The 12,779-nt window shown below is 43.8% G+C and carries 9 protein-coding genes; 6 read left to right on the top strand and 3 right to left on the bottom strand.

Annotated elements, in window-relative coordinates:
- Position 1: 1 nt before the first annotated feature.
- The 3 genes from M9196_RS21305 to M9196_RS21295 form a co-directional block, all read right to left on the bottom strand.
- Complete coding sequence (locus M9196_RS21305) at positions 2-2,404, bottom strand: glycoside hydrolase family 31 protein (protein WP_250619513.1); 2,403 nt, start codon at positions 2,402-2,404, stop codon at positions 2-4.
- An 83-nt stretch (positions 2,405-2,487) separates the two neighbouring features.
- The gene (locus M9196_RS21300) at positions 2,488-3,789 is read right to left on the bottom strand and encodes a TRAP transporter large permease (RefSeq protein ID WP_250619512.1); all 1,302 of its coding nucleotides are present in this window, start codon (positions 3,787-3,789) and stop codon (positions 2,488-2,490) included.
- A 14-nt stretch (positions 3,790-3,803) separates the two neighbouring features.
- Positions 3,804-4,310 (bottom strand): TRAP transporter small permease, encoded by a 507-nt coding sequence (locus tag M9196_RS21295; protein ID WP_250619511.1) that lies wholly within the window; start codon positions 4,308-4,310, stop codon positions 3,804-3,806.
- 304 nt (positions 4,311-4,614) lie between these two features.
- On the opposite strand from M9196_RS21295, the gene M9196_RS21290 reads away from it, so the two are divergent.
- From M9196_RS21290 to M9196_RS21265, 6 genes are all read left to right on the top strand, one after another.
- Positions 4,615-5,601, top strand: a complete 987-nt coding sequence (locus M9196_RS21290; RefSeq protein ID WP_250619510.1) for a TRAP transporter substrate-binding protein — start codon at positions 4,615-4,617, stop codon at positions 5,599-5,601.
- Positions 5,602-5,657: 56 nt separating this feature from the next.
- The gene (locus M9196_RS21285; protein WP_250619509.1) at positions 5,658-7,457 is read left to right on the top strand and encodes a glycoside hydrolase family 2 protein; all 1,800 of its coding nucleotides are present in this window, start codon (positions 5,658-5,660) and stop codon (positions 7,455-7,457) included.
- A gap of 82 nt (positions 7,458-7,539) precedes the next feature.
- Positions 7,540-8,292: an FCD domain-containing protein gene (locus M9196_RS21280; protein ID WP_250619508.1), complete on the top strand. Its 753-nt coding sequence runs from the start codon at positions 7,540-7,542 to the stop codon at positions 8,290-8,292.
- A gap of 139 nt (positions 8,293-8,431) precedes the next feature.
- Complete coding sequence (gene uxuA, locus M9196_RS21275) at positions 8,432-9,616, top strand: mannonate dehydratase (RefSeq protein ID WP_250619507.1); 1,185 nt, start codon at positions 8,432-8,434, stop codon at positions 9,614-9,616.
- A gap of 132 nt (positions 9,617-9,748) precedes the next feature.
- Positions 9,749-11,380, top strand: coding sequence for a dihydroxyacetone kinase subunit DhaK (locus M9196_RS21270; protein WP_250619506.1), 1,632 nt, complete (start codon positions 9,749-9,751; stop codon positions 11,378-11,380).
- 98 nt (positions 11,381-11,478) lie between these two features.
- Positions 11,479-12,561, top strand: coding sequence for a glycerol dehydrogenase (locus tag M9196_RS21265; protein WP_250619505.1), 1,083 nt, complete (start codon positions 11,479-11,481; stop codon positions 12,559-12,561).
- Positions 12,562-12,779: the final 218 nt, after the last annotated feature.

The raw sequence follows: 12,779 nt of genomic DNA, 5'->3' as shown, positions 1-12,779 counted from the left end.
CTTATTTAGCGATTGCACATGCAAGTGGAAACGCGGCACCGTTTTGGTACGTTTCGCCGTTGATAACAAGCTGACGAGTTTCACCTTGTGGCAAACGAAGCGTTAGTGCTTCGTAAGCAGGCTTGAAATCACCAGAGCGAATAATAGTAAGTTCAATCGTGCTGTTGTCGCATGTCATTTCGATGTCTAAGGTAATGTGATCGCCAGACTGATAACCATTCGACTCACCATCATCATCGAATAGGCTACTTTGGCTGCAACCTACACCTTGAAGTGGGTAGATATTCAAACCACGACGGTCATCTTTCTTCGCGTCAGCATTGGCAATACGCTCACTGGTTGGAATGATTGAGCCTGCGCGTGCGAGAAGCGGGATACGTTCCAGCGGTGCATCAACCGTGACAGTGCTGCCAGCGCTGTACCATTGACCGGTATAGTAGTCGTACCAACCCTTTTCGTTATTTGGCAGATAAACTTGACGTTGACGCTGACCTTCTTCAACGATTGAAGCGACCAGTAGATCTTTACCTAGCAGGTAATCATCGTTTTCTACAAATGTGTTCGCATCGTGCTCATGATCTAAGAATGTTGGACGCAGCATCGGCTCGTCAAATGCGTGCGCTTGGTATAGAGAATCATAAATATAAGGAAGAAGTTGATAACGAATCTTCATAGCGTCACGAATTATCGGTGTGACCGATGGGTGCATCCATGGTTCGTTCACCGTGCCATCATCGTTCCAAGAATGGATAGTGAAACGCGGGTTCATCACGCCATTTTGGACCCAGCGAGCGAACAACTCTGGATCGGGTTTCTCACCAGAAAAGCCACCGACATCGTGACCAAGGTTGTATAGGCCAGACAGGCTCATACCTAGTCCCATCTTGATGTTGTACTTAAGGCTTGTCCAGTTTGTTCGGTTATCTCCGCTCCAGGTTTGTACGTAACGATTCATGCCAGGACAACCAGAACGAGAGATCAGATACGGACGAAGTTCAGGAGCAAATTCTGTTTGTGCTTCGTAAGACGCACGCATCATCAATAATGGCTGAAGAGGACGAATTAGGCTTACAGGAATTTCTTTACCGAAACCAAAGCATCGCGCGCCTTTATCCCAGATCTCGTATTCGTTGTTATCATTCCAAGTTGAATCAATGCCTTTTTCAAGCAGTTGTTCTTTCACATTATCCTGCCACCACTTAACCGTTTTAGGGTTTGTGAAGTCAAGGTGTGAACCGTCTGCATCCCAGAATACAGAGTTTTCTGGTTGATCGATTTCAGAGTCTTTAATAAATAGGCCTTGCTCTTTTGCTTCTTCAAAGCGAGGGTGATCGTGGAGTAGACAAGGCTTAATATTTGCCGCTAACTTTAAGCCATTGTTGTGGAAATGCTCTGACATTGCCTCAGGGTTTGGCACCTTATCGTAGTTCCAGTTGAATACATAACGTAGGTCACCAATTGATGTGTAGCCTGAAGAGAGTTGGAATGAATCACATGGCATACCGTGATCAGCACAGTGGTCAACGAAGCCTTCTAGTAATTCTTGAGAGTTTGGCGCGTCGGTGTATTGCATTGTTGACCCGCTGTAACCTAAGCTCCACTTAGGACCAAATGCCGTACCACCAGTCAGACTTACGAATTGCTTAGTGACACTTTTGATGCTTTCTCCATACATGAAGTACAGGTCAATATCACCATCTTCTGCGCGGTAGCTACGGTACTTAATGTGGTAATTATCGAGCTCATTACCTAGATCAAACCAGCAGCTTGCAAGGTTATCGTAGAATACACCGAAAGAAGCAGCACTGTCGTCTGATGTTGTTTTTGTAATATAAAATGGGACGTGTTTATACAGTGGATCAGTCTTGCTCGCATCATAGCCCATCGCATCAAGATTACGCATTTCAAAGCGACGACCTTCGCGGTTTAGATTACCTGTTTTTTCGCCCAGGCCGTAGTAAAACTCATCATCACCACGGTTCATGTAATGGCTAATACCCGGTTCAGATACACCCAGTTGGTACGCGCCTGTTTTGCGGTCTTTTGTTAGTGGCATCCACTCGCCATCAACGTTGTGTTCCCACTCCATCCAAAGGGGTTGGTGCACAGTGAGACGGAGTTGCTCCGTCTCAATGACGACCTGTTGTTCGTTTTGGTTTAACTTAAAGTTTGGTAGAGAAAAACCGTCTGTCGACATACGGTCACGACCTTCCCAAGGCACATCTTGCCCATCTGGGGCAACCATCCACGTACGATCTAAACGAAGCTCGTTTTTGCGCTTAATAAGAACACGGATAAGGTTAGTTTCTAATACGAATAGGTGCAGAGCATGCTTCTCATCCACACTTAGGATGATTTCATTATTGTCTTGCTTATTGAATGTCCAGTTTTTTAAGCTTTTCATTATGAATTCCGATTTGATGAGAGAGCCCTTTACATTGGGCTCTCGTTATAAATTTATTAGAAATACTGAGTGACGTCGTGTGACTAGTAGCCTAGGAAGAATTGAGGCAGTGCCAGACTAAGTTGTGGGATGAATGTCACAAGCATGAGTGCCAGAATCAGTACCGCATAGAAAGGTAATAATGGCTTAACCACCTTGTCGATTTTGACCTTCGCGACAGAACAGCCGATGAACAGTGCAGAGCCTACTGGTGGAGTACAGATACCAATTGCTAGGTTGAACGTCATCATGATGCCGAAATGTACTGGATCCATACCTAGATCCATCGCTATTGGTAGGAAAATAGGTGTGAAAATTAATAGTGCTGGTGTCATGTCCATGAAGATACCAACGACCAATAGGATAACGTTGATAATCAGTAAGATAATGATTGGATTATCTGATACTGCGACAAGAGCATCGCTGATCATATAAGGGATATCAGCGTTCGCCATCGCCCAAGACATCCCCATTGAAGCACCGATCAAAAGAAGCACAATTGATGTGGTAACCACAGATTCAAGAATGATACTTGGAAGCTGTTTGATGCTGACTTCACGGTAGAACACGACCGCTAGAAGTAACGTATAAACAACCGCAATGGCTGACGCTTCCGTTGCTGTGAAGATACCACCAATGATACCGCCCATGATAACAACGATTAAGCTTAAACTAGGTAGAGCGTCCCACGTCTTTTTCATGACTTCTGAGCCACTTGGCTTAGGCGATACTGGATAACCACGACGCTTCGCAATAAAACCAGCCACCAACATCAGACTAAGACCCATCAGCATTCCTGGAATGTAACCACCAAGGAAAAGTGCACCGATAGAAGTACCACCAGAGATCAAAGAGTAAACAATGAAAGTATTACTTGGCGGAATCAATAGACCTGTAGGGCACGAAGTAATGTTAACCGCGGCAGAGAAAGCGGGATCATAACCTTCTTTCTTTTGTAACGGTGCCATTGTGCCACCCACGGCCGCTGCAGAGGCGACAGCTGAACCAGAAATTGCACCAAACATCATGTTTGCTAATACGTTAACGTGTGCAAGAGACCCTGGTAAACGACCACCAAGAACCTTTGCAAACTCAATCAAACGAATTGCGATACCACCTTGGTTCATAATATTACCCGCGAGGATAAAGAACGGTATTGCGAGCAAGGCGAAACTATCTAGACCTGATGCCATTTTTTGCGAAATAACCGCAATCGCAGCATCAAACGGTAAAGAAAGCATAACGGTTAATAATGATGCGATACCAATCGCGAATGAAATTGGTACACCTAGCCCTAAAAAGAGAAAGAAACTACCAAATAAAACAATAATAACTTGCCATTCCACTGTTATATTCCTTCTTAACTATTAGTCGGGGTAGAAGAATTAGAAATACTCGATATATTTTCTGTAATATCGCGTAGTAAATAGATCATCATAAATAAACCACATAGAGGGATTGCTGCATATACCATCCCCATTTCAATGCCTAACGCTGGTGAAACCTGACCGGTTGAAAGTGTCTTCAACATTAATTTCCCACCGCCGTAAACCATGATGACTGAAGCAAAAGTGAGACTGATTACATTAATGACAAGTCGCAACTGATTATGTTTTTTCTCATCGTGTTCCAGCTTCATTGCAAATAAATCAATGGCTAAGTGACGTTTTTGCCCTAACGTATAAGCGGCCCCCATTAGGCCCACCCAAATAAACAAGAAGCGTGCAACTTCGTCAGTGAACGTACTTGGTACATTTAATACATAGCGAGAGAATACCTGCCACACAACGCAAAGAACCAACACACTACTCAGTGAGATACAAAATAAAGACAACGCTTTATTCATGATCGTTATGAGCTTATTCATAAAGTCTCCTAATTGGCGAGTCTGTGCGCCTAAATATTTAAGAAAAAGAGTTAAGGACATTAAGTTGGTAGGATTTAATCACAGACTTAAGATATTCCGCGTGATAGGTGTCACAGAAAGATTGGTCCGGCCAATTTTGTCAACCAAAGTGTGGCATTGGTCAACCAATTGGAAATATGTGCTTGAGATTTGGTTGGAATAGCGCCAAATTATTCAGGCAGTCAATAATAACTGGAAACCAATAAACTGGTTAACCAGAATGTAACAACTAATCCGATTACAATTTACGAAATGGAGAAACACTATGCGTTGGAACAAAAAAGCCCTGGCGACAGTCGTAACTTGTGCACTAGCAACAACAAGCTTTGCGGCATCCGCGGCAACCACGCTTAAGCTGAGTCACAACCAAGATCGTAACCACCCTGTACACAAATCAATGCAGTTCATGGCAGACCAAGTAAAAGAATACACTGACGGTGAAGTAAGAATTCGTATTTACCCTAATGGTCAGCTAGGTACTCAGCGTGAGTCAATGGAACTACTACAAAATGGCGCACTTCAGATCGCAAAATCGAATGCGAGTGAGATGGAGTCGTTTGAACCCGCGTACGGCGCATTCAATATTCCTTACATTTTTCGCGACCGTGACCACTACTACCGAGCAATGACCGGTGAAGTTGGGGAGAAAATCCTAGCAGCTTCTCATGATAAAGGTTTCGTTGGCCTCACTTATTATGATGCGGGTTCTCGTAGCTTCTACGCTAACAAACCGATTAACTCTCCAGAAGATCTTAAAGGTTTAAAAATTCGCGTTCAACCAAGCCCAACAGCGGTTGAGATGATAAAACTCATGGGCGGTTCACCAACACCACTCGCATATGGTGAGCTATATACAGCACTACAACAAGGTGTTGTAGACGGTGCAGAAAACAACCCGACAGCACTGACTAACTCTCGTCATGGTGAAGTATCGAAAGTATACAGCCAAGATGAGCACACAATGATTCCTGACGTGTTAGTTATCAGTTCTGCTTCATGGGATAAACTTCCAAAAGATCAACAAGTAGCAATCAAGAAAGCGGCGAAAGAATCAATGATGTTCCATAAGGAACTATGGACTGAAATGACAGAAGAAGCGGTTAAGAAAGCGCAAGATTCAATGTCCGTGAAGTTTGTTTCTGTTGAGAAGCAACCGTTTGTTGATGCAGTAAAACCTATGCATGATGCCGCATTGAACAATCCAGCAATTGCTGAATACGTTAGTGGTATTGATGCATTAGCAACTAATTAACCTAGGCTAGTATTAGAGCGCCGCAAGGCGCTCTTTTTTTTGGAGTTTTTACCATCATGTTAGAGCGTTCGGAATTAGCAGAAAATGCTATCAACTGTCTACACGATGAGCAGTATGACCTGCCATTTAACCTACAAAATCTAAATCATACCAATATGTTGTTCATGGGAGAGCGTACGACTGAATCTCTTAATGGACACTGGAACTTTGCAGTAGACCTGCTTGATACTGGTCTTCGTCAGCGTTGGTATGATATGAAACCAATGCCCGCAGAACAAAGAACAGAACCTTGGGATTATGACCCATACGTTGGCGAAACAACGCCTGTTCCTTCTTGCTGGCAGATGCAAAAAGAGAAATGGTACTTCTTTGAAGGCAGCGCTTGGTATACCAAAGCTTGGGATTATGAAGAAGTAGAACAAGATGAACGTGTATTCTTGCGCGTGGGTGCCGCTCAGTATGATTGTAAGGTCTTCTTAAACGGAGAGTTTGTGGGTAACCACTATGGTGGTTCTACACCATTCTTCGCTGAATTCACGGGCAAACTGAACCTTGGCCGTAACTGGATTATGTTTTGTGTAAACAATACTCGAACACTAGACCGAGTCCCTATGCGTAATACAGATTGGTTTAATTACGGCGGCATCTATCGAGATGTTGAGATCGTAAGAACGCCAAAATCGATAGTTCGTGATTTACATGTATATCTTGTTCCCAATAATCAATACAATCTGTTGCATGTCGATGTTGAAGTTGAAGGTGACGAATCTGAGGTTCTTTTCACGATAGAAGAACTGAACATTTCGATTAGGTTACCAGTGACAAACGGCACAGCAACCGCTGAATTATGCGTTGAGCCTGAACTATGGTCGCCAGAAAATCCGAAGTTATACGATGTCAAAGCCACCTTTGGACAAGACGTTACCAATGACCGCGTCGGTTTCCGTCAAGTTGAAGTCATTGGGACTGATATTTTTATCAACGGTGTCAATACATTCCTACGTGGGATCAGTGTCCACGAGGACGATAAAACGCTAGGTAAAGTGGTGACACCTGAAGACTTAAAACGTCGCTTTCAGCATGCTAAGGAACTAAACTGTAACTACATGCGCTTTGCGCACTATACACATCATGAATTGGCAACCAAGATGGCCGATGAAATGGGCTTCTTGATCTGGGCTGAAATTCCTGTGTATTGGGCGATTGACTTTGAAAATGAAGCGACGTACAACGACGCAGAAAACCAGCTATTAGAGATGGTTAAGCGTGATAGAAACCGAGCCAGTATTATCATGTGGTCTGTGGGTAACGAGAACGCAGACACTGATGCTCGTCTAACCTTCATGTCCAATTTGATTAAAGCGGCACGAGACAACGACCCATGCCGCCTCATCTCTGCTGCGTGTTTAGTTAACCACGCTAAGAACAAGATTGAAGATAGACTGGCTGCCCACTTAGATGTCATTGGTATCAACGAATATTACGGTTGGTATGAAGAAGTCTTTGATGAACTCATTGAAATTGGTGAGAACTCTAACCCAGGTAAGCCTGTGGTGATTTCTGAGACAGGCGCGGATGGCTTTATTGGTGAAGGTGCACCAAAGACTGGTTTCTTTAGTGAGTCCTACATGACTGAAGTATACAAAAAACAAATTGAGTACTTAGAAAAGCTTGATTATATCAAAGGGATATCACCTTGGATTATGTATGACTTCCGTGTTGAACGTCGTCAGAACATGTTCCAATTAGGTTGGAACCGAAAGGGCTTAATTGCAAATGATAAATTTACTAAAAAACAGTCGTTTACATTACTCGCTGATTTTTACGCTAAGTTAAAAAGCGAAACTATGCTTTAGCTCTCACAATTGGTCAACCAATTGGTTGACCAATTGCGTTTGAGTGATATTATTACCCTATAACAGTTATAAAGATGTATCTATGAATATTGCTATCTCTGCTCCAAAAAGACTTTATCAAGAAATCGGCTTAGCGCTTCAAGAGCGTATCATAGTCGGTGAGTTTAAAATTGGAGAACGACTTCCACCAGAACGCGACCTTGCTGAAGATATGCAGGTAAGCCGATCGGTAGTCAGAGAAGCAATCATCATGTTGGAGTTGCAAGGTTTAGTTGAGGTGCGCAAAGGCTCGGGTGTTTATGTTAATAAGCTACCGACCAACGAAGACACGCAACGAGCACCTGTTAATGTTGCACGTGAATCCTCTGATATTGGTCCATTTGAACTACTTCAGGCTCGACAAGTATTAGAGAGCCAGATCGCCAGTTTTGCGGCAATGAATGTCACTAAGAATGATATTTCAAAGTTACGTGAAGCATTAGACACAGAACGTAAGCAGCTTGAGACTGGGCATGGCGATTACGATGGTGATGAGATGTTTCACCTTACGATTGCCGAAGCCTCACAAAACAGCGTCTTAAGCGATATTGTTCAGGATTTATGGTTCCGCCGAGATGAAAGTTCAATGTGGAGCCAGTTGCATTCTCGCATCACTGACATCAGTTATCGTTCTGCTTGGCTTGAAGACCATGAGATTATTCTTAGAGCACTACAACGCCGTGACCCTGAAGGGGCTCGAAAAGCAATGTGGGATCATCTTGAAAACGTAAAACAAACGTTATTTGAATTATCTGATGTCGATGACCCTCAATTTGATGGGTTTCTATTTAGATAATAGACATATAAACAAGATAACAATTTAAATTATATTAACTGATGAGTCATGACTAACTCATTGCTCATCAGTCACGTCTCATGAAAATACCGGTAATATATCAATAATAATTGCTGGAATAAAAAATAGGTGATTGATTATGGAACAAACATGGCGTTGGTATGGCCCAGATGACCTAGTATCTCTAGATGATATTAAACAAGCGGGCGCAACCGGAATTGTAAATGCACTACACCACATTCCCAATGGCGAAGTTTGGACAAAAGAAGAAATTCTAAAACGCAAAGACATTATAGAAGCGAAAGGCTTTGTATGGTCTGTTGTTGAAAGTGTTCCGGTGCATGAAGAAATTAAAACTCGCTCAGGTGACTTTCAGCTTTGGATTGATAACTATAAGCAATCCTTGATCAACCTTGCTGAATGTGGCGTTGACACTGTTTGTTATAACTTCATGCCTGTATTGGATTGGACTCGTACCGATCTAGAGTTTGAATTGGAAGATGGGTCCAAAGCGCTACGTTTTGACCAAATCGAATTTGCGGCTTTTGAATTATTCATCCTTAAACGCCCTGGCGCAAACGCTGAATACACTGAAGCGGAACAAAAAGATGCTCGTGAGCGCTTTGAGTCGATGACTCAAGCGGAAATAGATAAGCTAACGTCGAACATCATTGCTGGTCTACCAGGTGCGGAAGAGGGTTACACGTTAGAAGAGTTTCAAGCACGCCTAGATACTTATAAAGGCATTGATAAAGCTAAACTTCGTGAGCACATGGTGCTATTCCTTGAAGAGCTAATGCCAATCTGCGACCAATACGGCCTGAAACTAGCGGTTCATCCTGACGATCCACCACGTCCGATCCTTGGTCTACCGCGTATCGTATCAACCATTGAAGATATCGAAGCGCTAACTACAGCTGTACCGAGCAAAATGAATGGTATTACTATGTGTACAGGCTCTTACGGTGTTCGTGGTGATAATGATTTAGTGAATATGATTGAGACCTTTGGTGATCGCATTTACTTTACTCACCTGCGTTCAACTCAGCGTGAAGAAAACCAGTTAAGTTTCCATGAAGCGGCACACCTAGAAGGTGATGTCGACATGTACAACGTGATTAATGCGCTGTTAAAAGAAGAAAACCGTCGAAAAGACGCGGGTGAAACGCGTTTAATCCCTATGCGTCCAGACCATGGCCATCAGATGATTGACGACCTAAAGAAACAGACAAATCCAGGTTACTCTTGTATTGGTCGTTTGAAAGGTCTTGCTGAGATTCGTGGCGTTGAATTAGCCCTTACTCGTACTTTTTATACTAAATAACCACTCTGTAAATAATGGCCAAATCATTTATATTTGGCCATTATGATCCCAAAGCACATTATAAATAAGACTGTTTGCTAACAAAATATGCAGTCTCTGTCCCCTTACGCTTGAACAAAATCTGGAAATAAAATGTCTGATCTTATTTTAAATAATAAAGAGTCTTTCGTCGTCGACTCTATTGAAGGAACCCTTTATACCGCACAGCACAACAACCTAACGTTTTTAGACTTTGATAATGATATTAAGGTCGTTGCGCGCAATGATTGGAATAAAGATAAAGTTGCTCTAATTTGTGGCGGTGGTTCTGGTCATGAGCCTGCACACGTTGGTTTTGTTGGTAAAGGTATGTTGACCGCCGCCGTCTGTGGTGACCTTTTCGCCGCTCCGAGCGTCGATGCAGTATTGAATGCGATTTTGCACGTAACGGGCGTTGCAGGTTGTCTTGTTATTATCAAGAACTATACCGGCGACCGTCTCAACTTTGGTCTGGCAGTAGAAAAAGCCAAAGAAATGGGCCGTAACGTAGACCTCATCGTGGTTGGCGATGACATCTCTATTCCTGGTAACCCACAACCTCGCGGTATTGCTGGCACCTTATTTGTACAGAAAGTTGCTGGATACGTCGCACAGATCGGTGGCTCATTGGAAGAAGTAAAGCAAGCCGCCGTTGATGCGAGTGAGAAAACAGCCTCTATTGGCGTTGCATTAACCAGCTGCTCATTGCCAGGGGAAACGAATGACCGTATTGCACAAGGCAAAGCTGAATTAGGCCTTGGTATTCACGGCGAAGCTGGGATTGAAACGATCGATCTTCCAGCGGCTAAAGATCTTGTGACAACGATGGTCAACAAAATTTTACAAGCAAAGCCAACCACTGAAAACGCGATCCTATTGAATAATCTCGGTGGCCTATCTCCAATCGAAATGAACATCGTTGCGAAAGAAGTAATGGAGTCTGATCTTGGTACTCAAGCGAAGTTCATTATCAGTGGCCCTCTAATGACGGCTGTCGATATGAAAGGCTTCTCTATTTCCACCATTCAATTAAACGAAGACATTACAAAAGCCCTAACTTTTGACGTTGAAACACAAGCATGGCCTGGCGCAGTAGCACGACGCGAAGTGCCGGTCACTAAGTGTCAAAATCACATTGCAAAAAAAGAGTTTGAAGCATCTCATGACGCAGAGACGGCTGAAGTCCTAGGCAAAGTGTGTCACGCAATCATTAATATTGAAGCTGAGCTAAACCATCTTGATTCGATTGTTGGTGATGGTGATACGGGTTCTACATTTGCTGCGGGTGCTCGTAAGGTGTTGGCTCAGTTAGAAGCGAACAACCTTCCCCTGCAAGACAAGGCGAAGCTTCTCACGATCATTGCAGACAACCTAACTTCAGTTATGGGGGGGTCTTCAGGTGTACTTCTGTCCATTATGTTTACTGCAGCAGGCCGCGATTACGAAATCAATGGCTCGCTACCAAAAGCACTTCAAGCAGGGTTACAACAGATGATGGCATACGGTGGAGCCAAACCTGGTGACCGCACGATGATTGATGCCCTTCACCCTGCACTGATGGCATGGGAAAACCAAGGCTTCGCTGCTGGTATTGACGCGGCGAAAGCCGGAGCGGAATCAACCGTTGAAATGGGCAACGCGAATGCCGGTCGCTCCTCTTACCTTAATAGTGACAGCCTATCTGGGACGAAAGATCCCGGTGCATTTGCAGTAGAAACCGTCTTCACACAGCTTCAGGGCCAATAACTCAAGACGAACAAGCTTAAAGGTGCTGAGCTCAGAGCGGAGTTCAGCACCCCTACCCCTATAGTGATTAATAGTATAAAGAATTGAAGGAATAGAACATGGACAACATCATCATCTCACCAAGCAAGTATATTCAAGGTGAAGGCGCGATCGATAACATTGGTCACTACGTTTCAGTCTTTGGTAAAAACCCATTAGCTATCGCTGACGACTTTGTTATGGGTTTAACTCGTGACCGCATAGAAACAAGCATAGTTGGTGAAGGTCTGAGTGTTAGCTTTGATACTTTTAATGGCGAATGTTCTCGCGCAGAAATCGAACGCCTTGTCGAAGTATGCAAAACCGCGGGGAACGATGTCATCATAGGCATCGGTGGCGGTAAAACACTAGATACCGCGAAAGCGACAGCATTTTACACCAAGCTACCTGTGGTTATTGTCCCTACTATTGCATCAACTGATGCCCCAACATCCGCTCTAGCCGTAATTTACACCCCAGAAGGTGAGTTCAGTGAGTACCTACTATTCCCATCAAACCCAAATATGGTCATCATGGATACGGGTATCATTGCAGCAGCTCCCGTCCGCACGCTCGTTGCAGGCATGGGTGATGCGCTCTCCACATACTTTGAAGCGCGTGCAAACGGCCTATCAGGTAAAGCTACGATGGCTGGTGGCGCTCCGACTCGCTCAGCGCAAGCACTTGCGAAGCTTTGTTATGACACCTTGATTGCGGATGGTGAAAAAGCAAAAGCAGCGGTAGAAAATAAAGTCTCGACTAAAGCAGTTGAAAACATCATTGAAGCAAATACTTACCTTTCCGGGATCGGTTTTGAGAGCTCAGGTCTAGCCGCTGCACATGCCATCCACAATGGTCTTACCAAACTCGAAGAATGCCATCACCTTCTTCACGGCGAAAAAGTCGCGTTTGGTACTTTGACTCAACTCGTGCTTGAGAACGCCCCGAAAGAAGAAATCGAAGAAGTACTCAATTTCTGCCGAGCCGTTGGTCTACCAACGAACTTGCACGATATGGGTGTTAAAGAGCTTAACCATGAGAAGTTAATGGAAGTGGCAGAAGCATCCTGTGATGACGGGGAAACGATCCACAACATGCCTTTCCCTGTTTCTTCAAAGTCTGTTTACGCCGCAATTCTAACCGCGCATAAACTGGGACTATAGGGCCTGATAGCGATATAAGAGATTTAAGAGATATAGTATTGATACTAAGATTAAAATCCGAGTGGGACTGACATTCGGATTTTAATCATCTAGCCGCCTCCTGATACCGAAAAATACCCGCTCAGAATAAGAGCGGCACCAGACGTTTTAGATACCAGAAACGATACTTAAACATCGAAAGGAGAAGGCGTTCATTCGCAATCCAAACAACATGCTAG

The sequence above is a fragment of the Vibrio methylphosphonaticus genome (assembly GCF_023634655.1).
Lineage (GTDB): Bacteria > Pseudomonadota > Gammaproteobacteria > Enterobacterales > Vibrionaceae > Vibrio > Vibrio methylphosphonaticus.
The sequence above is the reverse complement of the archived record's forward strand: the minus strand, read 5'-3'. Positions and strand labels throughout refer to the sequence as shown.

What these genes read in the sequence shown, in the direction of transcription:
- M9196_RS21305 (WP_250619513.1), bottom strand. Translation starts at nt 2,404, where the DNA reads ATGAAAAGCTTAAAAAACTGGACATTCAATAAGCAAGACAATAATGAA.
- M9196_RS21295 (WP_250619511.1), bottom strand. Translation starts at nt 4,310, where the DNA reads ATGAATAAGCTCATAACGATCATGAATAAAGCGTTGTCTTTATTTTGT.
- M9196_RS21290 (WP_250619510.1), top strand. Translation starts at nt 4,615, where the DNA reads ATGCGTTGGAACAAAAAAGCCCTGGCGACAGTCGTAACTTGTGCACTA.
- M9196_RS21285 (WP_250619509.1), top strand. Translation starts at nt 5,658, where the DNA reads ATGTTAGAGCGTTCGGAATTAGCAGAAAATGCTATCAACTGTCTACAC.
- M9196_RS21280 (WP_250619508.1), top strand. Translation starts at nt 7,540, where the DNA reads ATGAATATTGCTATCTCTGCTCCAAAAAGACTTTATCAAGAAATCGGC.
- uxuA (WP_250619507.1), top strand. Translation starts at nt 8,432, where the DNA reads ATGGAACAAACATGGCGTTGGTATGGCCCAGATGACCTAGTATCTCTA.
- M9196_RS21270 (WP_250619506.1), top strand. Translation starts at nt 9,749, where the DNA reads ATGTCTGATCTTATTTTAAATAATAAAGAGTCTTTCGTCGTCGACTCT.
- M9196_RS21265 (WP_250619505.1), top strand. Translation starts at nt 11,479, where the DNA reads ATGGACAACATCATCATCTCACCAAGCAAGTATATTCAAGGTGAAGGC.